The sequence below is a fragment of the Variovorax boronicumulans genome (assembly GCF_030812215.1).
Classification (GTDB): Bacteria; Pseudomonadota; Gammaproteobacteria; order Burkholderiales; family Burkholderiaceae_C; genus Variovorax; species Variovorax boronicumulans_C.
Map to the genome: position 1 here is coordinate 175,529 of NZ_JAUSSG010000012.1, position 22,481 is coordinate 198,009.

Consider the following 22,481-nt stretch of genomic DNA (forward strand, 5'->3'; position numbering starts at 1 on the left):
CGCAACGGCACCGGCCAAGGGGCCTTTGCCGCCCGTGAGAAAATGCCGGGTTCCCCCGAACACCAACCCTACACAGTCAGGACACCCCATGGACGCAGAACAGATCAACCAAATCGGCGCAATGCTCGCGGACCTGAGCGCCCGCACGGTCGATTTACGGAGGTATCTTTGACTACGATGCCAAAGCTGAACGACTGAGGACAGTCAACGCATCGCTCGAAGACCCGAACGTCTGGAACGACCCCAAGAAGGCCCAGGAACTGGGCAAGGAAAAGAAGTCGCTCGACGACGTGGTCGTCACGCTCGACCGGCTCACCAACGGCCTCTCGGACAACTCCGAGCTCTTCGAGATGTCGAAGGAAGAAGGCGACATGGACGGCTTGCAGTCCATCGCCGATGACGCCGCCGCGCTCGAAGCCGACATCAAGCAGCTCGAATTCCGCCGGATGTTCAACAACCCGGCCGACCCGCTGAACGCCTTTGTCGACATCCAGGCCGGCGCCGGCGGCACCGAGGCCTGCGACTGGGCCAGCATGCTGCTGCGCCAGTACCTGAAGTACGCCGAGCGCAAGGGCTTCAAGACGCAGATCGAAGACGAAACGCCCGGCGACACCGCCGGCATCAAGGGCGCGACCATCAAGGTCGAGGGCGACTACGCCTTCGGCCTGCTGCGCACCGAAACCGGCGTGCACCGCCTGGTGCGCAAGTCGCCGTTCGACTCCTCGGGCGGGCGCCACACCAGCTTCGCATCGATCTTCGTGTACCCGGAAATCGACGACTCCATCGAGATCGAGATCAACCCTTCGGACGTGCGCACCGACACCTTCCGTGCCTCGGGCGCGGGCGGCCAGCACATCAACAAGACCGACTCGGCCGTGCGCCTGACGCACATTCCGACCGGCATCGTCGTGCAGTGCCAGGACGGCCGCAGCCAGCACAGCAACCGCGACGTGGCGTGGAAACGCCTGCGCTCGCGCCTGTACGACCACGAGATGCGCAAGCGCCAGGAAGAGCAGCAGAAGCTGGAAGACAGCAAGACCGACGTGGGCTGGGGCCACCAGATCCGCAGCTACGTGCTGGACAACAGCCGCATCAAGGACCTGCGCACCAACGTCGAAGTCTCGGCCACGCAGAAGGTGCTCGACGGCGACCTCGATGTGTTCATCGAAGCCTCTTTGAAGCAAGGCGTGTAACCGATGACGTTGACGCACGGCAAGGTCGAAGCCTTCATCTTCGACATGGACGGCACCATGATCGACTCCATGCCCTGGCATGCGCGCTCGTGGGTGGAGTTCGTGGCGCGCCATGGGCTGAAGCTCGATGTGAGCGACATCCTCGCGCGCACCACGGGCCGCACCGGCGTCGAGTGCATGCACGAGCTGTTCGAGCGCAAGCTCTCCGATGACGAAGCCCAGGTGCTGGTGCACGAGAAGGAAGAGATCTACCGCGCCATGTTCAGCGACAACTTCACCGAGGTGGCGGGCTTCACCGCCTTCGCCAAGTCCGCCGTGGCGCGCGGCCTCAAGGTGGCGGTGGGCACGGCGGGCGACAAGCACAACATCGAGTTCGCGATGTCGCGCCTGAAGATGGACCCGCTGCCGCTGGCCATCGTCGGCGGCGACGAAGGCTTTTCGGGCAAGCCCACGCCCGCGATCTTTCTGGAAGCCGCGCGGCGCATCGGCGTGCCGCCCGAGCGCTGCATCGTCTTCGAAGACGCGCCCTTCGGCATCGAGGCCGCCCGCCGCGGCGGCATGCGTGCCGTGGCCGTGTGCAGCACCCATACCGCCGCCGAGCTTGCCGGCCCCCATGTGATTGCCGCGGTTCGCGACTACAACGAACTCGCCCATTCGAATTTTCTGGAGACCCTCGATGATGCTGCGTGATGCCCAAGGGCAACCCATTGCCATTCGCCGCGAAGACTATGCGGCGCCCGGCTACTGGATCGACACCGTCGACCTGACCTTCGACCTGGACCCCGCCAAGACCCGCGTGCTCAACCGCATGCGCCTGCGCCGCAACCCCGACGCGCCCATCCAGCCGCTGCGGCTCGATGGCGACGAGCTCAACCTCGCGCGCGTGCTCGTCAACGGCCAGGGCGCCTCGTTCCGCATGGAAGGCGACCAGCTCGTCATCGACGGCCTGCCCTACGCGGAAGAAGGCGACTTCGAGCTCGAGATCTTCACCACCTGCTGCCCCATCAAGAACACCAAGCTGATGGGTCTGTTCGTGAGCGAAGACACGTTCTTCACGCAGTGCGAGGCCGAGGGCTTTCGCCGCATCACCTACTTCCTCGACCGCCCCGATGTGATGTCGACCTACACCGTCACGCTGCGCGCCGCCAAGGCCGCGTACCCGGTGCTGCTGTCGAACGGCAATTTGGTCGAACAAGGCGATCTGCCCGAGGGCCGCCACTTCGCCAAGTGGGTCGACCCCTTCCGCAAGCCCAGCTATTTGTTCGCCCTGGTGGCCGGCAAGCTGGTGGCGCGCGAGCAGCGCATCACCGCCCGCAACGGCAAGGAACATTTGCTGCAGGTGTACGTGCGCGCCGGCGACCTCGACAAGACCGAGCACGCGATGAACTCGCTCATCAACTCCGTGCTGTGGGACGAAACCCGCTTCGGCCTGCCGCTGGACCTGGACCGCTTCATGATCGTTGCGACCAGCGACTTCAACATGGGCGCCATGGAGAACAAGGGCCTTAACATCTTCAACACGAAGTACGTTCTGGCCAACCAGGCCACCGCCACCGATGCGGACTACAGCAACATCGAAAGCGTGGTCGGCCACGAGTACTTTCACAACTGGAGCGGCGACCGCGTCACCTGCCGCGACTGGTTCCAGCTCTCGCTGAAGGAAGGCCTCACCGTCTTCCGCGACCAGGAGTTCAGCCAGGACCTGTGCGCCGACGCCTCGGCCCGCGCCGTGAAACGCATCGAAGACGTGCGCGTTCTGCGCACCGCCCAGTTCCCCGAAGACGCCGGCCCCATGGCCCACCCGGTGCGGCCCGACAGCTACATCGAGATCAGCAACTTCTACACCGTCACCATCTATGAAAAGGGTGCCGAGGTCGTTCGCATGATGCAGACGCTGGTCGGCCGCAAGGGCTTCGAAAAGGGCATCACCCTCTACTTCGAGCGCCACGACGGCCAGGCCGTGACCTGCGACGACTTCGCACAGGCCATTGCCGATGCCAACCCCGATTCGGAACTCGCCCGCCTCCTGCCCCAGTTCAAGCGCTGGTACAGCCAGGCAGGCACGCCCCGCCTTGCGGCGCACGGCGTGTACGACGCGCAGAACCGCAGCTACACGCTGAGCGTGGTGCAAAGCTGCCCGCCCACGCCGGGCCAGCCGACCAAGGAGCCCTTCGTCATTCCGCTGAACATCGGCCTGCTCGATGCCAACGGGCGCGAACTGCCGATCCAGCTCGAAGGCGAAAGCGACGTGACGCGCGGCACCCGCACCATCGTGCTCTCGCGTGCCGGCGAGCAACTCACCTTCGTGGGCCTCGACGCCGAACCCGTGCCGTCGATCCTGCGTGGCTTCAGCGCGCCGGTGATCCTCGACTTCGAGTACACCGACGCCCAGCTGCTCACCCTGCTGGCCAACGACCCCGACCCGTTCAACCGCTGGGAAGCCGGCCAGCGCCTGGGCCTGCGCGCCGCGCTGCAAGGCATTGCGGCCCTTGCCACCGACACCACCCCGGTGCTGAACGACGCCTACATCGACGCCATGCGCAGCGTGCTGCGCAACCCGCAGCTCGACGCCGCCTTCAAGGAGCTGGTGCTCACGCTGCCGTCGGAAACCTACATCGCCGAACAGCTCGACGTGGTCGATCCGCAGCGCGTGCACCTGGTGCGCGAAGCCATGCGCGCCCAGCTCGCCACCGCCCTCTTTGCCGACTGGGAGCAGGTGTACGAAGAGAACCACGACACCGGCGCCTACACGCCCGACCCGACCTCCTCGGGCCGCCGCGCGCTGGCCGGCATGGCGCTCAACTTCCTGTGCCTGGCGGCGCGCGCTTCGGGCGACACCGTCTGGCCCGGCAAGACGCTGCAGCGCTTCAAGGACGCGGGCAACATGACCGACCGCTTCAACGCGCTCAACGCGCTCGTGTCGTCGGGCCACACGCTCGCGGCGCAGGCGCTTGCACGGTTCCACGCCATCTTCAAGGACGAGGCGCTGGTCATCGACAAGTGGTTCTCGCTGCAGGCCGGCGCCAGCGACCGCGGCGGCGACATCCTGCCGCTGGTCAAGCAGCTGATGAAGCACCCCGACTTCTCGCTCAAGAACCCGAACCGCGCGCGCAGCGTGATCTTCAGTTACTGCAGCGCAAACCCTGGCGCCTTCCACCGCCCCGACGCGGCCGGCTATGTGTTCTGGAGCGACCGCGTGATCGAGCTCGACGCCATCAACCCGCAGGTGGCCGCACGCCTGGCGCGCGCGCTCGACCGCTGGAGCAAGCTGGCCGAGCCGTACCGCAGCGCCGCGCGCGAAGCCATCGCCCGCGTGGCCGCCAAGCCGGACCTCAGCAAAGACACCCACGAAGTCGTTACCCGCGCTTTGGCCGGTAACTGATCAAGCAGCAAGCAAGGAACACGAAAAGCACATGGCTCAACAACAGAAGATTTCCCTCACCCGCTACCTCGTCGAACAACAGCGCGCCGACGGCCTCATTCCCGGCCAGTTGCGCTTGCTGCTCGAAGTGGTGGCCCGTGCATGCAAGAGCATCAGCCAGGCCGTCAACAAAGGCGCGCTGGGCGGTGTGCTCGGCACGGCCGAGAGCGAGAACGTGCAGGGCGAGATCCAGAAGAAGCTGGACATCATCGCCAACGAAGTGCTCATCGAGGCCAACGAATGGGGCGGCCACCTCGCGGCCATGGCCAGCGAGGAAATGGACAGCATCTACGTGGTGCCCAACCGCTACCCACAGGGCGAATACCTGTTGATGTTCGACCCGCTGGACGGCAGCAGCAACATCGACGTGAACGTGAGCATCGGCACCATCTTCAGCGTGCTGAAGAAGCCCGACGACACCCCCGGCGTGCAGGAGGCCGACTTTCTGCAGGCCGGCACGCAACAGGTGGCCGCGGGCTACTGCATCTACGGCCCGCAGACCACGCTGGTGCTGACCGTGGGCAACGGCGTGGCCATGTTCACGCTCGACCGCGAGCAAGGCAGCTTCGTGCTGACGCAGGAAGACATCCAGATTCCGGCGGATACGAAGGAATTCGCGATCAACATGAGCAACATGCGCCACTGGGACGAGCCCATGAAGCGCTACATCGACGAGTGCCTGGCCGGCAAGGAAGGCCCGCGCGGCAAGGACTTCAACATGCGCTGGATTGCCAGCATGGTGGCCGACGTGCATCGCATCTTGATGCGCGGCGGCGTGTTCATGTACCCGTGGGACAAGCGCGAGCCCGAGAAGGCCGGCAAGTTAAGGCTGATGTACGAGGCCAACCCGATGAGCTGGCTGGTCGAGCAGGCCGGCGGCGCGGCCACCAACGGCAAGCAGCGCATCCTGGACCTGAAGCCCACCAAGCTGCACGAGCGGGTGAGCGTGATGTTGGGTTCGCGTAACGAAGTTGAGCGTTTGACCCAGTACCACGCCGAAAAGGCCTGATGAGGTGGCTATAATCTGAGGCTTCGCCGGTGTAGCTCAGTCGGTAGAGCAGCTCATTCGTAATGAGAAGGTCGGGTGTTCGATTCATCTCTCCGGCACCAAATTAAAAGCCCGCTGTCCTCAGGACGGCGGGCTTTTTGCTTTTGAGCTCAAGTTACGCGACGGGTGAGCCAAACGAAGCTAGATTCAGCCAAGAACACCACAAAGCACCCATCACGGGCTTGCAAAGCTAAGGTAGCATGCGCGCCAAAAGCCGGACGGAAGCTGATCCAACATGCAAGTAGATATTCAAACAGCACGACTTTGCGCGCGAGCCTTCACAAGGCCAACGATCGCAGCATTGGCTAACGGCAAGCCTCCAGCAGAAATATTTTCTTTTCTGAAAAATGCCAAAGGCATCGCGTCAAAATTCACTGTGGGTGAATTTTTCGCGGAGGCATTCAAAATAATTGAAAGCCATTATCGTAACGAATATTTCTTCAAAGCGGCAATTACCAATCGAATTGTGTTTGGTCGGCACAGCCCAAGAACTTGCTCTCTATCGGTTGAACTCCCAGTGGGAAATTCCATAGTTGATCTTGCAATATTCAACGGCACCTCAACGGCGTACGAAATAAAAACCAAACTTGATTCGCCGCGCCGCCTGATTACTCAAACACCCGATTACTTAAGAGTTTTTGATCGCGTATTTCTAGTTACTGCACCCGAGCTCAGCACTTACTATGCAGACGTTTGCGATAAGCGAGTTGGAATTCTTGCGTTAAATCACAGCGGCTCTCTCCGCATGATTCGAGAAGCATCGAGCAATACAGAGAGTCTAGATGCTCGCTCGATGTTTAGAGTCTTGAGAAGAAGCGAGTATCAGCCCGCCTTGGAAAAATATTTGCACAGGCCCATTGATCGCCCCAATGGCTTGATTGCGAGTCACTGCGAAAAATTATTCGAAAGCATTCCCAAATCAGACGCTCACGCTATTTACTTAGCGGCGATGCGCGCACGATTTACCAAACAATCTTTTGTAGACTTCATATCAACTTTGCCCAGCCACTTACGAGTCCTCGGCTACGCAACACCGTTAAACTCTGCTCAACAAAGTAAACTAATGATTTCACTTTCCAAGGGTTTTCAGCTAGATAATTGATTAATTTATAGGGCTAGGATTCCTCACTCAAAATGAGGAGTTGATAGATGTATAGCCCATATCTTTTCGCACGCGGATCGGAGTTACTTGCGCTTCGAGCTGTACTCGCTGAAGGGGGAGATCTATCGCGGCTCCTTCCGATCACTGAGCCAGTAGTCACCGATCTAGCGGCACTTCGTCGATGCATGGAAGCCTATGCCAAATCGAATCAACCGCTTGGTGTCGTTATAAACCCCTACCGCCATGAATTCAATGATGGCGGCGCTAGATCTGAAGCATTCAGGGCAGGTCTTCAAGATTTGTTTAGCAAACACCCAAACTTACTTCCCACCTATCGAGTTCATGCGGGGGTAACGATTGCAAAAGCGAAGAAGTTTTTCAACCTCTATAAAAACAGACCTGTTGTACTCGCATATCACAGTCCAACCTTAAGTCCTGCAGAATTGAAAAACTTGGCGGCAGCGCCAGAGATTATTTTCCACGTGGTAATGGACCAGTCGATCACTACCGATCAGTGGAGCGCAATCCCCTCAAAGAAAACAATTGATTTGCGCGATCATTTCAACAAACTACCGCGTAACGCAGATTATTCTGGTCGTGAATTTTTCACCGATCGCCACAAACTAATAGGGAAGAGTATTGCAGGTATCGGAGATTACGCTACCGTAGGTCGAAACTTGGACATTGGCGGAGGGCCTCCTGGAGCGATAGCAATACATCCGACTTATCGAAATAAAGCCGGCGATATTTGGATTGAGCATTTTGTATCAGACGAAACCGATCGAAGTGTTGGAGATATTGGCGCAAAGTTCCTAGACGCTGCTGGCAAACTCACCTTGGCCGTTGCAGATCGACCAAAGGAATTTGGCTTTAATTCGGCAATCTCGGAGTTTCAACGCCACGTAGAAGACGGAACTTTTCCGGGGCTAGGAAAAAACAAAGAGCATCAAATTCATCACCACATACGATTGATGCTGGAAACCATAGCGGACACTTAAGTCAGCCTCGAATGAATAATGCGCCGCAACGCTCAAAAAAGAGTTGGCGTTCAAAAAATTAATTCAGCCATTCTTTGAGCAGTTCATCAACTCGCTTTATAGAGCTGTACCCGGCTTGAATCAGGATATCGGCGATATCTCTCCCGCAAATAAAAACGATCGGATGCCGATCGCTCCGTACCTCTTCATAAGCCTGTCGAGCAATTACCGACGTCGTCACCAAGATGCCGAACTGCCGATGTCTGATACGCGAGATCAAGCGCGCGGTTTCTCGGACACCCACCGTATTTGCCGTCACGCCATTCGATGCAGGGCGATAGCACTTCGCCTCCAACGCGAACTCCGCGTAAACCGGGTCGCCGCTTAGTCCGAGCAAATATCTGCCTATCGCGTCCCGCCCACCATCGACGCTGCCTCTGGTGATCTCATCAATGATCACGCGCCGATCCGTCAGCTGATAAATCCGTGCAGCGAACGACTCGAAAGCGAGAGGCGAGTCTTTGAAGTGGGTCCAGACGCGCTCCAAGATCGCGGCTTTGAGCGGGGTGTCTGGCGTCTGCTCACTCTCCGTTCGGATCACCTTCGTAGGCTCAGAGGTCAGTGGGCTGTATGCGCCCGATTCAACCCAAGAGCGCCACGTACTGGGGGCGGTTGCCGAGGCGCTTTCTTGCGAGATGAGGCTGTCGATCCACGCGCGCGGAATGGTGGCTGCATTGAGCACAGTAAAGACCGCGCGGTAGTTCTGAAACCGTTCCCCCGAGGTTGTCTTCCACACGGCAACCAAGTCCTCCGTCATGGGGAGACCGGGAAACCCCGGCACGGCGAGCCCCTTGAATTGGACAGACCTACTGCTCTTCGCGGTTGGAGTCTTCGTGAAGACAAAGAAAGGCGGTAACTCCGCCCTCTTCGTTGCATCGCCGTGTGCCTTCTCGAACGCGGCCTTCAAAAGGAGATTCCCGCGCTTCGCCGTGTCATGAAGGTCGTGGCCCGGCGTGCGGTTGTCGCCGTAGTACACGAACTGTCCGGTATTCAAATCCAGGCGATCGGGCCAATCGCCTTCCTCGCCGCTCGAATAGAGCACGACGAATTTCTTCTTCACGCCCGAACCCGAAGCTCGAAAACCACCGAGATTGCCAACGCCAGGAAGGAGCTTGGAGATTGGGTCACTGCCGGTGTTGCCAGCACTCCCTCCCTCATAGATCGCATCCACCACAAGGTCGGCAGTCGGCAAGTCCTCGAAGCTGAATATGCGGGTCATGGTCAAAGCGGAGGTCAAAGGGGCAGCCAGAGCGGAGTCGAGAAGCCTGGCCAGAACCATTCCTCGCGATATGCCTGCAAGCATTAGATTTGACAATCTTGACCGATTTCGGGCCGCGTCCAGACTTTTCTCAGAGGGGAATCTGCCGATGGCGATTCAGCGCTAGATACACTCATTTCATGAAATCCCGTCTGAACGCTCGCGCCCAGCTCCGCACGGACTCGGGCAAACCAGGAGAACGCGTGTGACCGAGGAAGGCAGTTCAGGGCAAGGCGCCCTCCTCGTCGATGTCGCCCGACTCGCCGCGAAGCTCGATCAATTCGCCACCGAGCGCGACTGGGCGCAGTTCCACTCACCCAAGAATTTGGTGATGGCGCTGACGGGCGAAGTCGGCGAACTGAACGAGATCTTTCAATGGATGTCCGAGGCCGCTTCCAAAGAGGCCGGCCGAGACGCCCAAACCGCAAAGGCCGTGCAAGACGAGCTTGCGGACGTTCTGCTTTACCTCGTGCGCCTCTCTTCGGTCTTGGGCGTAGACCTTGACGCTGCAGTCCAGCAGAAGCTGAAGGACAACGCTATGCGCTATCCCGCAGACAAGGTCCGGGGCAGCAGCAAGAAGCACGGCCAGCCCGAAGCCGGCGAATCTAGGAAGGATTGACGTGATCGTCTACGAGGCCGACAAGAAGCAGTTTCTCAGCGACAACAACGACAGGGACATCGAAGACGTCATCCTCGCCAAGTACTTCAGCGCCACCGGCCGCAAGGTGCCAGCGGCAGAGATGAGGTCGTGGAAGGATTCACTTGGCTACATGTCGAAGGTCCTAAGCGATTCGGAAATCCCGAACGACGTCGGCGTGGCTGTAGAGCTTCATATCCCGCAAAGTTCCAAGCGCATCGACATCAGCCTGACCGGCCGGGGTCACGACGAGTCGAAGAACGTCGTGATCGTCGAGCTCAAGCAGTGGGACAAGGTGAAGGCCTCGACCAAGGACGCACTGGTGAGCACCTATCTTGGTGGAGGACACCGAGAGGTCGTGCATCCCTCGTACCAAGCGTGGTCCTATGCCTCGTTGATGGAGGGCTTCAACGAAGCCGTCTATTCCGGGGGCATCTCGGTTCAGGCTTGCGCGTACCTCCACAACTACGAACGCGATGGCGTCATCGACTCGGACCACTATGCCGGCTACATCGCGAAGGCGCCGCTGTTCCTCCGAGGCGAGTCCGAGCGAGGTTTGCTACGCAACTTCATCAAGCAGCACATCAAGTTCGGCGACCCGAGCGTGCTCTACGAATTGGTGAATGGCCGAATCAGGCCATCGAAGGCGCTCAGCGACAGCCTTGCGGGCTTGCTGAAGGGAAACGCAGAGTTCATCTTGATCGACGACCAGAAGGAGGTGTACGAGAACATCCTGGCCGCAGGTCGAGCTGCATCGAGCGCGAGCCCCAAGGTGGTGATCGTCGAAGGCGGGCCGGGGACTGGCAAGACCGTCCTTGCCATCAATGCACTCGTCACTCTGATGACCGCTGGTTTGAACTGCAAGTACGTCTCGAAGAACGCCGCGCCGAGGCGCGTCTACGAGACCAAGCTCGCCGGCACGATGACGCGCACGCGTTACTCCAATCTCTTCACGGGCTCTGGTGGTTTCATCGACACGCCCGCCGACCAGTTCGACGTGCTGATCGTGGACGAGGCTCATCGCCTGAACGAGAAGAGCGGCCTGTATGGCAACCTGGGCGAGAACCAAGTCAAGGAACTCATCGCCGCCGCCAAGTGCACGGTGTTCTTCATTGACGAGGACCAGCGCGTGACGCTGGGCGACATCGGCACCAAGAAGACCATTCGCGACTTCGGTATCGGCAGGGGCGCGGAGGTGTCGGAACACGAACTGGCATCTCAGTTCAGGTGCAGTGGTTCAGACGGCTACATCGCATGGCTGGACGACACGCTGGACGTTCGACCGACCGCGAACAAGACGCTCACTCCCGCCGAGTTCGACTTCAAGGTTTTCAGCACGCCTGACGAGCTTCACGCATCGATCACGGCGAAGAACACGTCAGGCACCGCGCGTGTCGTGGCCGGCTATTGCTGGCCGTGGACCAGCAAGAAAGACCCGAGGGCCTTCGACATCGTCATCGGTGACTACCGCAAGCGCTGGAACCTCGATGTCGATGGAAGCCTGTGGATCATTGCGCCGAACTCGATCAACGAAGTCGGCTGCATCCACACCTGCCAAGGGCTGGAGGTCGACTACATCGGGGTGATCATCGGGCCGGACCTGATCGTGCGCGATGGAAACGTCAACACCGTGCCAGCGGCACGAGACCGGTACGACAAGACATTGCGCGGCTACAAGGTTCGGGCCAAGGCCGATCCTAAAAAGGCCGCTGCAGAAGCCGACCTCATCATCAAGAACACCTACCGCACGTTGATGACGCGAGGCATGAAGGGGTGCTACGTCTACTGCAGCGACGAAGAGACCGCAGCTTATTTCCGCGCCCGGCTGTCACCCGGTGCGATAGCTGCGGTCCCGGCATGAGGATCGGAGATGGGGGACGATGCCCACCGCGATCCTTCAGGCCTTCTGCTGATCTAGCGCCTGGAGTCTCTTCAAGAGTTGTTGCGTGAGCCGGGCGATGTCGTCCGCCAAATCCGCCCCAATCCACATGAGGTTGCCTCGATGCCTCGCCCCAATCGCCTCGAACAACTCCTGCTCATCCCCGTAGCAGCAGTGCAGCAGAGATTGCAGTTGGGTCAACTTGTTCTCAAGAATGTCCGACGCGTCCGGGCCCCAAGTTGCGTCGTGGGAGGTGGGCGAGTTTTGCCCGGCGATAATTCGATCAGCCATTTGATGTGCTTTCCTGCAAAGTTAGTGCACGTTGATTGGTCAGACGGCCATGGTGTTAGCGCACCTTGGCCGTCGCCTTTTCTGCCTCACATCGACATCGCTGCGGTGTGCATTTCGATGTCCCGCCGTGAGGCGCGGCGGTCGACAAATATAAGAACAGAAGCGCTTCAACGGAGCACTTGCGCAGCGAGCAAATTGCGCATCGCGCCAACTTTGCCCACATCGGCAAACCAAAACAAAATGCCTTCCGTCGCGGCAATAAACCGGCAATGAATCGACCGACATGCAAGACGCACTCATCACCCCCGTCAGCCCCGCCACGCATCCCGCATTGGGCACAGCGCTCAAGCGCTGGCGCCTGCTGCATCGCGTGAAGCAATCGCACGCGGCCGAGCTCTTCAACGTCAATCAATCGACGATCTCGCGCTGGGAGTCCGGCACGCAGGCGATGGAGCCCGCCGAGCGCGCACGCGCCGAGGCGCTGTTGTCGGCCCGGCTCGATGCGGCCGCCGACCACGCGCTGGCCAGGCTCGTCAACGAGAGCCCGCGGCCGGTGCATCTGGTGTGCGACATCACGCATCGCCTCTTGGCCTCGTCCGCGCGCAGGGCCGCCGAGTTCGGCGCGCCGCTCTCGCTGCTGCTGGGCCGCTCGCTCTGGCGCTATGCCACGCCGGAAATCGCGGGCAAGGAGGCGATGCTCGACGGCATCGGCTGGCGCGATGCGCTCGCGCCGCCCTCGCTGGAGTTCGCGACGGGCACCAACAGTTCGCCGCTCGTGCCCATTGCGCAGAGCCGTTGCCGATGGACGCGGCTCACGCTGTCCGATGGGACGTCGGCGCGGTTGGTCGAAACGCTTTGATGATGATGACGATGATGTTGACGATGACATGACGCCGATGGCGGCACTGCCTGGAGGGGCGGGCCGCGGGCGCCCGGCCCTTCATGGGGATGCTGCAAACTCCTCGCTTGCGGCCTCGTCCGCCCGTCGTCTGCCCCTCACCCATCTTCCGGAGCCCGCATGGCGTCTTCTTCCTCGTCTCCTCTCGCTGCCCCGCATCCGCACTACGACCGCCTGATCGCCGCCGCCCGCGCCCTCCCCCCGCTGCGCGTCGCGGTGGTCCACCCAGTCAACGCGGTGTCGCTCGAAGCGGCGCTCGCCTCCGCCGCGCTGGGCCTCATCGCGCCGACGCTGGTCGGCCCGCGCGCAAAGATCGAGGCCGCGGCACGCGAGGCCGGCGCCGACATCTCGCACCTCACCATCGTCGATGCGCCGCACAGCCACGCCGCGGCCGACGCCGCCGTGGCGATGGCCCTGCGCGGCGAGGTCGATGCGTTGATGAAGGGCAGCCTGCACACCGACGAGCTGATGGGCGCGGTGGTGCGGCGCGAGGGCGGGCTGCGCACCTCGCGGCGCATCAGCCACTGCTTCGTGATGGACATTCCGGGCCACGCGCAGCCGCTGGTGATTTCCGACGCGGCGATCAACATCGCGCCCACGCTCGAAGAGAAGGTCGACATCGTGCAGAACGCCATCGACCTCGCGCATGCGCTGCACATGCCCGCCGTGCGGGTGGCGATTCTCTCGGCCACCGAAACGGTGAACGCCAAGGTGCCCTCCACGCTCGACGCCGCCGTGCTCTGCAAGATGGCCGACCGCGGCCAGATCACCGGCGCGCAGCTCGATGGGCCGCTGGCCATGGACAACGCCATCGACGCCGAGGCCGCCCGCATCAAGGGCATCGTCTCGCCGGTGGCCGGCCGCGCCAACGTGCTGATCGTGCCCGACCTGGACGCGGGCAACATGCTCGCCAAGAGCCTTACCTTTTTGGGCGGCGCCTATGCGGCGGGCATCGTGCTGGGCACGAAGGTGCCGGTGATCCTCACGAGCCGCGCGGATTCGGAATCGGCGCGGCTGGCGTCGTGTGCGGTGGCGTCGATGCTGGTGAAGGCGGGGAAGGATCGGTTGATCAAGGCGGTGGGGTAGCAAGCAAGTCACCGTCCCGTCACGCATATCTCATGCGTGGACATCGCCCCATCGCCTGCCTACGATCTCCCGCGATGAACATCGAGCAACTCAAGGGCAAGCTCGCCTTCCTGCGCGAGGCGGAAAAACTCAAGGACGTGCTGCGCAGCGGCCGCACCTCCTCCGGTCGCGCGGAGAGCACGGCCGAGCACAGCTGGCGGCTGTGCCTCATGGCGATGGCATTTGAAGAAGAGCTGGCCGGGCTCGACCTGCTGCGCGTGCTCAAGCTGTGCGTGGTGCACGACCTGGGCGAGGCGATCCACGGCGACATTCCTGCGGTGAGCCAGGGCGCGCACCCCGACAAGAGCGAGCGCGAGCGCCGCGACCTGCTCACGCTGATGGCCCCGCTCGACAGCAAGCTGCGCGGCGAACTGCTCGCGCTGTGGGACGAGTACGAAGCCGCGGCCTCGCCCGAAGCCAAGGCGGTGAAGGCGCTCGACAAGCTCGAGACGATCCTGCAGCACAACCAGGGCGCGAACCCCGACGATTTCGACTACGCCTTCAACCTCGGCTACGGCCGCAAGCACACGGGCACCGCGCCGCTCTTCAGCGCGCTGCGCGAACTGGTCGACGACGACACGCGGCGGCGCATCGTGCCGCTGCTGATTCGCGAGGAGCGGCCGGCGGATGCGGCAGCCATCGAGCAGGTGACCGTGGCCGCGTTCGCGAATGCGGCGCACACGAGCCATACGGAGCAGTTCATCGTCAACGCGCTGCGGCGGGCGGGGCAGCTCACGGTGTCGCTGGTGGCGCAGGTGGGTGAAGAAGAAATCGTCGGGCATGTGGCGGTGTCGCCGGTGTCGATTGCTTCTTCTTCAGCGGCCGAGGGCTGGTATGGGCTCGGGCCTATCTCGGTGTTGCCGGGGCGGCAGGGCCAGGGCATCGGGGCAAAGCTGATGACGGCTGCGCTGGCCCGCCTGCAAGAGGCGGGTGCGGCGGGGTGCGTGGTGCTGGGCGATCCGGCGTTCTATGCGCGCTTCGGCTTTGTCGTGCGCGCGGGGCTGGTGTTGCCCGGCGTGCCTGCGGAGTACTTCCAGGCGGTTTGTTTTCGCGGCGCGTGGCCCACCGGCGATGTGAGCTATCACGAGGCCTTCAACGCCACGCAGTAGCCGCCGCGCCGATCTACGCGTTCCTGCGCAGCCATCGCCTGCGGCGGCTGCCCGAGCGCCCTCAGGAACATGCGTCGCATGCGCGCTCCTTGTCCGCGAGCAGGGCCGAGTGCTGCATTTGCCCGCCGCCTTGGTGCGGGAGCGAATTGCGGATTTTGGCCCCTCACAGGCAAGGCCTGAAAGCGCGTCACGGAGCACGCAGCAAGCTGGCGCAAGCACACTCAAACGTGGCGAAAAACACACGAAATATGTTTCATTAATGTAAGTAACAGATGTTTTTAAGGCATTTATCACACTAAACTTACACTTTTGAAACAACTCCACGTGGTCGATGCGCGCTTTTCTATCGCTGTATGCAGGTGCGCGTCGCCTCGGTCTGGTGCTTTGCTGTGGCGCCATGCTCCTCGGCTCGAACGCCTCGGCTGGCCTGAACGAAGTCGGCAAGGCGCCGCCCAGCGTTCATCGGCTGAAGTTGTTTGTTGATCCGCAACTGGCCGACGACATCGGTGCCGCGGAAGCGGGCCGGCGCCTGGCGCAGTACGTGGCCGACGTCAACACGGTGTTCACTCGCGAGACGGTCCGCAGCTTCGTCTTTGACCCGGTCAACGACCTTCAGCTGATAGCCCCGGCCGCGGCCCCGCAATGCAGCCACAGCGGCCTGGTGAACGGCGAGATCGTGGTGTGCATCTCGAAATCGACCAAGGGCTACAGCCACGGCGGGCTCGCTGCGAGCTGGACCTTTCCGCAGAAGGGCGTGGCCTGGAACCTGAACTGGATCGCGATTCACGACCCGCTGCGCCTCTCGCGCGCCATCACCAAGGCCGCGCCCGAATCCACCGAAAAAGACTACCTGGGCCGCCAGCTCAAGACGCTGCTGCACGAGCTGGAGCATGTGTTCGGCGCCGGCGCGGGCGAGTACTACAACGCCTCGGCAGTGAAAGACACCACCGGCACCGCACCGCAGGCCGACCTGGCGCTGATGAGCGACACCGACCGCTACTGGTGGACACGCCAGAGCTGGCGGCTCGACCCGCTGCTGGGCACGGTGTTCGAGCAGCGGCGCGACCCGGCGACGAACCGTGTCATCACGCTGAACATGATCCGCTTCACGGAAGGGACCAAGGCCAACATCAACACCGACTGGAGCGACTGGCCGAAGTACGGCACGTCGAAGTTCATGGCGGGCACGACGGCGACGCAGGTGCGCATCACCGATCGCGGAACGGGCGCCGCATTGCCGGGCGCGCAGGTATCGGTGTGGCGCAATGCCGGCACGTCGACGGAGCAGCCGATGGTGTTGCTCGCGCAGGGCGTGGCGGATGAGGCGGGCCGCTTTGCGTTCGACTGGGCGTGCGGCTTCACCTGCTTCAACAGCGCGAAGTCGACGCTGTTGGTGAAGGCCTCGGCACCGGGGCGTTCGCCGACGGCGAGCTGGTTCACGATCTTTGATGCGTTCGAGCAGAAGGCGGTGAAGGGGCAATCGACGTTCACCATCGACATGTCGCTCGGCGGCGTGGACAACGTGCCGCCGACGGTGTCGGTCTCGGCGCCCGCAATGGCAACGCTGGGGCAGCCGGTGACCATCGCACCGGCCGTGGTGGACAACGTGGGCGTGTGGGGCGTGAAGGTGGCGGGGGCCGGTGGCATTCCGATCTGCACGTTCGAAGCGCCCCCCTTCACCTGTACATGGACGCCGATGACGCCGGGCATGCAAACGATTCGGGTGATCGGCGTGGATGCGGCGGGCAACTCGGCGATGGCGACTGCGAATGTGATGGTGAATGCGCCGACGGATATGGCGCCGCCGGTGGTGTCGGTGGCGGTGCCGGCGGCGACGGGGGTCAGTAAGACGACGACGCTTTCCGCTGCGGCGCAGGCGAATTCAGGGATTGCGGAGCTTCAATTCATCGTGGATGGCAAGACGCTGTGCACGGTGAAGACCGCGCCGTACACGTGCAACTGGACGCCTGGGGCGGCGGGGTACGCGAGCATCGAGGCGCGGGCGGTGGATGCGATGGGGAATGTCGCGAGCGTGTCGGCGAACATGCAGGTGAATGCGCAGGTCACGCCGTATCGGGCGTTGGCGATGAAGGATGGGGAGAAGGATGTGGCGGAGCAGTTGTTGACGCAGGCTGCTGCACCAGCGGCGGTGGTCGTGCCGAAGGTGCGGACGGCTGTGGCTTTGCGGGAGCGGAGTGGGTCTTGAGGGTGAGTGACCGGCCGCCCGCGCATCAGGTGGGTCAGTATCTGAAATAGAAGGTGCCGTATTCGCCGGGATCTCCGGGCTTGCGTTGCGCCTTCGATGTCTTGACCAGATCGATCTCGCCGGGGTTGGGCCAGCCAAGAGTTGCGAAGACCTTTTGCGCCAACCGGACGAAAGGCATCCACTTGCGCGCAAGGCTGATGGTCATGAGCCCGAAGAATGCGTAGGAGCCCAGAGCGGCATAGTGAAATCCTGTCGCCATCGTGGGAAGGAAATCCTCTGCCGTCAGGAAAACCAGAAATGCAATGAAAACCAGCCATATCAAAACGCCGAAGAACCACCACTTGACCGCATTTTTGATGTGCCGCGCTTTTCCCCGAGAGCAATGCGGATACAGCGCAACGATGCGGTCTACGGGTCTCGCGATGCCTGCTGTTTCATAGTGATCGTCTCGCCACTCGGCAACCACCTCAACCTGATCGCCCTCCTTGAACGGGCTTCGCCACACCCAACCCTTCACGGGCTTGCCATCGAGTTCGAACTCCACGTAATCGGCTTCTTCCTCGGTCGCCGTGGCATTGGCGGCCGTCGCAATAGCCTGTCCGCTCAGGCCCGCGATGCCGGCCGCGATGGCAACCACGCCGAGCGCCGTGCGGTCGCTGTCGGTGAACACGAAGCTCGCCTCGGCGCGCGCGCACCGGTAATGGGTGATGGTGCCGGTCAGCTTGACGAGGCCTGCCTCAGGCTGAGGTGTTGTTGTCATTGAAAACCCATTTCCTTCAACGTTTCGTGCAGCGCCTTGTCTTGCGCCTCGGCGGTCTTGTAGCCGCCAGTGCTGCGCTTCTTGCCGAAGGCCGAATGGTCGATCCATTTCTCCAGCGCATCGGGGGTGACCCACCAGATGATGACCTGAATCGCAAAGGCGCCAACGGTGATCCATCCGCCCACGGCCATGCCCAGGACGCGAAGACCGATGAAGGCGGCGGCGCGGGCGCCGACGTTGCGCACGGCAATGCCAATGACCGCCCTGCCTGTGATCCGGGCAATGAAGGGGGCAGAGTAGGTGAACGTTACGGCTAGCGTCATGACGCCCGACGCGATGCCCAGGCCACCTTTCATGACATACAGCCAATAGAGGGCCGAATAGCCGTCCTTGCCGCTCTTCCCTGCATCCCGCAAATCCAACCCGCCTCCAATGAACGAAGCGCCCGAGCTCAACACGCCACCCCATGTCTTGAGCGCTTGATACCCCCAACTCGCGTTGCCCATGCTCGGCAGGTTCTTGGCCACGGTGGCACCGATGTCGAACATGGCACTGGTGATGGCCATGCCCGAGGCCACCAGGCTGAACCAGCTCTTCATGTCGTTCTTCTGCTGGCAATCCGCCAGCAGCTTGGCGAAGTTCATGCCTTCGATGAGACCGACCACCAATGCCAGGCGCGCATCCTTGATGGCGCTGCGCGATGACTCACTGCCACTGCTCCTGAATTTCTGCCATTCGGCGCGCAGGGCATCGGCCTGGGCGCTCTTGATTTCGGGCGTGCCCGCGGCGAGAAAGGCACGTGCGGTGCGCAACCGCTTGAGGGTCTGTTCGCGCAGCAGCCCTTCGGCTTCGGCCTGCTTCAGGATCAGGTTGGCCGAATCGGCCGGGTTCACGAAGGCACGGATGCTGAAGATGTGCTGAATGATCTTCTCGCTCGCGTAGTCGGCCAGCTTGTCGATGCGGAAGTACCGAAACACCGCATCGCCCACGCTGATGGCGAACTTGTCGGTTCCGCGCATGTTGATGTGCTTGAGGCGGGCACCGAAGGCTACCGACCCCGCTTCCGATGCAGCCTTCGTGTTCCCGTCGAAGACGCTCTGCGCCTTCTTGTAGATATCGGCAAAGGCCTTGAGGCTCTTGTTGGTGTAGTTGACCCAGGTCAGCGTTGTGGCCAGGCTCTGGTGCTCCTTGTGCTGCTTGGCCTCCGCCAACGCCGCATCCAGTTCGGCCCTGGCGCTCTTCTGATTGAGCGCGACCACGCGCCACAGCAGATTGGTCTCGACCGACGCCTTGCATTCCCGGACCCAGGCATCGATTTTTTGCGCGCCCGCCTTGCATGAGCCGATGCCGAACATGGCTTCGCCAACGGCCTCCCCGAACAACAGGCCGTCCTCGATGTTCTGGCCGTGAAAGTCATTCAGGGTATCCAGGAGGAGCGGGGCCTCGAGCCAGTGAACGAGCGGAATCGTGCGGCGGTCGATGATGGCTGCCGCTTGCGCTTCGAACTGCTTGAGCTGCTTCTTGAACCTGTCGAGGGCCTTCGGATCGATCCGGTCCTGGTATTTGGGCCAAGCCTGCTCGCGTGCACTTTTTCCGAATGCATCGGCAGTCGCCGGTGCGGACTTTTTCAGGCTCGCAGTGAGAGCTCGCATCTGCTCCAGCTGACCGCGCAGGTATTCGTCGTCCGGCGAGTACTTCAGCTTTTCTTCCAGCTCCTTGATGCCTTCCTGAAGCGGCCCGTCTTCGACGCCTTTGCGGATGTATTCCTCCGCCTGCGTCTGCGCCCGATCCTGGATGACCTTCTTGAGACCGTCGTAGGTGTTGAGTGCATCGGCTTGCAGCTGGCGCTCGATTCCATACTTCTTGATCCACCCGGCCGCATCGTTTCGGAAGCCGTTGAGTTCGTGCGTGACGCCGATGGCATCCCACAGTGCCAAGACGTGCGGCTTGTTCGGCTTCTTCGGCGTGTCAGTACGCTGGCCGCGATTCTCCATGTGCTTGGCCGTCGCGTCGGCCATGCCGGTGCGCAGGTGCCAGGGATAGCGGGTGCTCATCTGCGCGAGCCTGGCCGCGCTGTAGCTGCCGTCTTCGTTGCTCAGGGGCGCGACATTGCTGTTGAATGGCAATGGCGCACTGGGCGTCGATGGCGCGTACTCCAGCACCGTTTCGAGTGTGGCCTTGTCGACGATCTGACCGTGGCTGTGCTTGGCACCGGATGCCATCACCGGCGGTTGAATGGTCTGCATGCGCTTGTTGCGCAGCTTGGTGTTGGTCTCGTACTCCTTGAGGGTCTCCTGGCTCCACTTGTATTCGCTGTAGGCGATCCAGGTGGCGCCGCACGACTCGGGCTTCTCGATCACGAGGTAGTGAACCTGCGTGTTCACGCTGCCGTGCCGCGAGCACGAGAGTTTCGGCGTACTTTGGGGCTGTGCGGATTGCGGGTCGGCTTGCCGAATCAGGCTGCCGTCCTCGCCCACTGCATAGCACTCCCACTGTTTCGATCCACGCGCGTTCTTGGCATAGAACAGGTAGAGAAAACCGGTGCGCAGGGTGCGCAATGCGTACTGGAAGTCATCGCCCAATGCCACGCTCGTCACCCGATCGCCACTGGCCCATGCCGGCAACGCGGGGTTGATGTTCTTGGGCACCACCGCATAGCGCACGGGCAGGATGGGCAGGCCAGTGGCCTTGCATTGCTCGCAAAGGTTGATGGGATTGGGTGGCATTGATTTCCCTTGATTCCTGAGAGGCCTGGCCTTGCCGTCGCTGCTGCGTGTCAGCTGGTGGCGACCAGAGCGCATTCATGCGCGATGCGCTGCCACGCCTGCTCGTCGATGTCGTCGACCAGGCCGGTGAAGTAGTCGTCTGCGTTGCGCCCTGCCAGCCTGGCTTGTACCAGCGCATGCGCATCGAATTGCGGATGGATCTCCAGCGCATACCGCGCATAGGCGGCCTGGTCGCGCCGATCGTTGAATCCGGCGGCCTGCGCACGGCGCACGGCGGCGTGCGCACCCATGCAGAGCTTGTCAAAGCGCTCGCCGACAGCTTGAGCCTGCCCCCATTCGCGAAGCGCCAGATTGAGCGGTCCGATGCAGGCGATGTCCTGCCACTGCGCGGGACTCAGCTGCAATGCGGCCGGCGCATCGCTTGTTGTTCCGGCCGCATCATTTCGCAGCGCCGTCAATCGGCCGGCCGGGTCGAGCAACCAGAAGGTCTCGATGGGGCCGAGCAAGGCACTGCGCTGAGTCGGCGCGAGAAAGGACCAGAGCCACCACAGCGTGGCGGGGTCCTGCAATCGCAGCCAGGTGGCCAGTCCAAAAGGCGACGGGTGCTGCAGCATGACCGACGCCAGATGCCGCGCCACCGTGGCAATCGACGCCCGGCTCGTCAACCATCCGGATATCCGGCGGCCCGTACCGGACTGCAATGCCTCGGGCGCCAATTCTTCGTACGCATCCTGGGCACTTTGTTCGAGCAACACACTGTCTTCGAACTGCGCAATGCACAAAGGCACCAGCACGGGGAAATGCGAGGGGTTCACGTTCGGATACGAAAGCCTGACACGGGTCTGCTCGATCTGCGAGTAACGCTCCCACAGCGCATCGTCTTCCGTGATCGGACGCGGCACCGCGTCGAGAAGCAACATGCAGTCGGCATTCGGCCTTGGATTGATCTGCGCATGCAGGTCGAGGCTGATTCGCGTGGCTTGCTCCAAGGTGTCGATCATCTTGGCTTCAGCCCAGCGTCACGGTGGGATCTTGCTGCGCCGCTGCACTCTCCACGCTGGGATTGCAGCCTTGATAGCTGGCCTCGCCCAACGAATTGCTGCTGCTGTCTCCCGCCGGCCCGACGAAGTTGTGCATCCCCCTGAACGTCACCTTCCCTGGTGCATGGATCTTGATGCTTGACCCTTCGAGCTTGATGTACGCCCCCGCGCTGGTCAGCAGCACGTGCGTGGGCGCCTCGACATCCACGTTCTTCGTCGTGCTGGCGATCGTCACCTTCTTGTCCGCCGCGATCTTCGTCGCGCCCTTCTGGCTCTGCAGCGTCACGCTGCCGCTGGCTGCATGCAGCGCAATGCCCCTCTCCTGGTTAGGTTCACCGCCCTCGCCAGCCTTCGCCCCCAAGGTGTACAGGCTCACCCCCTTGGCCACGCTCACCGCGATCTGCCCCTGCGCGGGCACGTCGATGTCCTGATTGGCCACGATGGCCGTGCTCTTGCCGCTGACGGCAATCGCCTCCTTCGGCGTCACGAAGCCGATGCCCATCGGCGCGCTGAACTGCAGGTGCGGCTCGCTGTAGGCGGTGACACTGCCCTGACCGCCTTCGGTGGTCTTGATCTCGCCCCCGCCTGATTGCGCCGCGCTGCCTTCCTGCGTCGCCCCCAGCACGTCGGCCACGTGCTTCAGTGCCTCGATGGCGGGCAGTTTGTCCGGTGCCTCTTCACCCTTGATCTGCGCCTTCTGCGTCTGCGCACTCTTGGCCAGCGAAGTGGCGAGTTCTTCGGCCTGTTTCGT

Annotated in this window: 18 protein-coding genes, 1 tRNA gene and 1 pseudogene; 14 read left to right on the forward strand and 6 right to left on the reverse strand. The window is 62.0% G+C overall.

The window, feature by feature from the left end:
• The first annotated feature begins 88 nt into the window (after positions 1–88).
• From prfB to J2W23_RS27740, 7 genes are all read left to right on the forward strand, one after another.
• Positions 89–1,193, forward strand: a protein-coding gene (prfB, locus tag J2W23_RS27710) for a peptide chain release factor 2 (RefSeq protein ID WP_176656110.1) whose coding sequence is annotated in 2 segments (ribosomal slippage) — positions 89–169 and positions 171–1,193 — 1,104 coding nt in all. Because the reading frame shifts where the segments join, the coding sequence is not laid out codon by codon here.
• 3 nt (positions 1,194–1,196) lie between these two features.
• Positions 1,197–1,883: an HAD family hydrolase gene (locus tag J2W23_RS27715; protein ID WP_307651040.1), complete on the forward strand. Its 687-nt coding sequence runs from the start codon at positions 1,197–1,199 to the stop codon at positions 1,881–1,883.
• Positions 1,870–4,575 carry an aminopeptidase N gene (gene pepN, locus J2W23_RS27720; protein WP_307651041.1) on the forward strand — a complete coding sequence of 902 codons (2,706 nt, stop codon included), beginning with the start codon at positions 1,870–1,872 and terminating at the stop codon, positions 4,573–4,575. The genes J2W23_RS27715 and pepN overlap by 14 nt, the downstream gene beginning before the upstream one ends.
• Before the next feature lie 31 nt (positions 4,576–4,606).
• Positions 4,607–5,623: a class 1 fructose-bisphosphatase gene (locus J2W23_RS27725; RefSeq protein WP_176656107.1), complete on the forward strand. Its 1,017-nt coding sequence runs from the start codon at positions 4,607–4,609 to the stop codon at positions 5,621–5,623.
• Between the two features lie 25 nt (positions 5,624–5,648).
• A tRNA-Thr gene (locus tag J2W23_RS27730) sits at positions 5,649–5,724 on the forward strand.
• A 173-nt stretch (positions 5,725–5,897) separates the two neighbouring features.
• Entirely contained in the window at positions 5,898–6,764 is an 867-nt protein-coding gene (locus J2W23_RS27735; protein ID WP_307651042.1) for a sce7726 family protein, read from the forward strand.
• A 47-nt stretch (positions 6,765–6,811) separates the two neighbouring features.
• Positions 6,812–7,762 carry a sce7725 family protein gene (locus J2W23_RS27740; protein WP_307651043.1) on the forward strand — a complete coding sequence of 317 codons (951 nt, stop codon included), beginning with the start codon at positions 6,812–6,814 and terminating at the stop codon, positions 7,760–7,762.
• A 58-nt stretch (positions 7,763–7,820) separates the two neighbouring features.
• On the opposite strand, the gene J2W23_RS27745 is transcribed toward J2W23_RS27740, so the two are convergent.
• Positions 7,821–9,020 (reverse strand): restriction endonuclease, encoded by a 1,200-nt coding sequence (locus J2W23_RS27745; RefSeq protein ID WP_307651044.1) that lies wholly within the window; start codon positions 9,018–9,020, stop codon positions 7,821–7,823.
• Positions 9,021–9,264: 244 nt separating this feature from the next.
• Here J2W23_RS27745 and J2W23_RS27750 point away from each other — a divergent pair, with 244 nt between their 5' ends.
• Together J2W23_RS27750 and J2W23_RS27755 are read left to right on the forward strand one after the other, a co-directional pair.
• Positions 9,265–9,678: a nucleotide pyrophosphohydrolase gene (locus J2W23_RS27750; protein WP_307651045.1), complete on the forward strand. Its 414-nt coding sequence runs from the start codon at positions 9,265–9,267 to the stop codon at positions 9,676–9,678.
• Between the two features lies 1 nt (position 9,679).
• Entirely contained in the window at positions 9,680–11,557 is a 1,878-nt protein-coding gene (locus J2W23_RS27755; RefSeq protein ID WP_307651046.1) for a DUF2075 domain-containing protein, read from the forward strand.
• A 36-nt stretch (positions 11,558–11,593) separates the two neighbouring features.
• Here the strand turns inward: J2W23_RS27755 and J2W23_RS27760 are convergent, their stop codons facing one another.
• On the reverse strand, positions 11,594–11,866 hold the full coding sequence (locus tag J2W23_RS27760; protein ID WP_307651047.1) for a hypothetical protein: 273 nt from the start codon (positions 11,864–11,866) through the stop codon (positions 11,594–11,596).
• A gap of 283 nt (positions 11,867–12,149) precedes the next feature.
• Between J2W23_RS27760 and J2W23_RS27765 the strand changes: the two genes are divergently transcribed.
• The 5 genes and pseudogenes from J2W23_RS27765 to J2W23_RS27785 all read left to right on the forward strand — a co-directional run bounded on the left by J2W23_RS27765 (position 12,150) and on the right by J2W23_RS27785 (position 17,204).
• Positions 12,150–12,725 carry a helix-turn-helix domain-containing protein gene (locus J2W23_RS27765; protein ID WP_307651048.1) on the forward strand — a complete coding sequence of 192 codons (576 nt, stop codon included), beginning with the start codon at positions 12,150–12,152 and terminating at the stop codon, positions 12,723–12,725.
• Positions 12,726–12,884: 159 nt separating this feature from the next.
• A complete protein-coding gene (locus J2W23_RS27770; protein ID WP_176656096.1) occupies positions 12,885–13,850 on the forward strand; it encodes a bifunctional enoyl-CoA hydratase/phosphate acetyltransferase in 966 nt (321 codons plus the stop codon).
• A gap of 74 nt (positions 13,851–13,924) precedes the next feature.
• A pseudogene (locus J2W23_RS27775) lies at positions 13,925–14,482 on the forward strand (HD domain-containing protein); the annotation flags it as partial.
• A 6-nt stretch (positions 14,483–14,488) separates the two neighbouring features.
• Positions 14,489–14,998 carry a GNAT family N-acetyltransferase gene (locus J2W23_RS27780; protein ID WP_444875753.1) on the forward strand — a complete coding sequence of 170 codons (510 nt, stop codon included), beginning with the start codon at positions 14,489–14,491 and terminating at the stop codon, positions 14,996–14,998.
• Between the two features lie 541 nt (positions 14,999–15,539).
• Positions 15,540–17,204 carry an Ig-like domain-containing protein gene (locus J2W23_RS27785; protein ID WP_307651049.1) on the forward strand — a complete coding sequence of 555 codons (1,665 nt, stop codon included), beginning with the start codon at positions 15,540–15,542 and terminating at the stop codon, positions 17,202–17,204.
• A 34-nt stretch (positions 17,205–17,238) separates the two neighbouring features.
• Here J2W23_RS27785 and J2W23_RS27790 read toward each other — a convergent pair whose 3' ends face one another.
• The 4 genes from J2W23_RS27790 to J2W23_RS27805 all read right to left on the reverse strand — a co-directional run.
• Complete coding sequence (locus J2W23_RS27790) at positions 17,239–17,964, reverse strand: putative type VI secretion system effector (protein ID WP_307651050.1); 726 nt, start codon at positions 17,962–17,964, stop codon at positions 17,239–17,241.
• Positions 17,961–20,690, reverse strand: a complete 2,730-nt coding sequence (locus J2W23_RS27795; RefSeq protein ID WP_307651051.1) for a T6SS effector BTH_I2691 family protein — start codon at positions 20,688–20,690, stop codon at positions 17,961–17,963. Before J2W23_RS27795 ends, J2W23_RS27790 begins: the two co-directional genes overlap by 4 nt.
• 50 nt (positions 20,691–20,740) lie before the next feature.
• A complete protein-coding gene (locus J2W23_RS27800; protein ID WP_307651052.1) occupies positions 20,741–21,691 on the reverse strand; it encodes a DUF4123 domain-containing protein in 951 nt (316 codons plus the stop codon).
• A gap of 7 nt (positions 21,692–21,698) precedes the next feature.
• The coding region (locus J2W23_RS27805; RefSeq protein ID WP_307651053.1) for a DUF2345 domain-containing protein at positions 21,699–22,481 on the reverse strand (783 nt) is incomplete at its 5' end.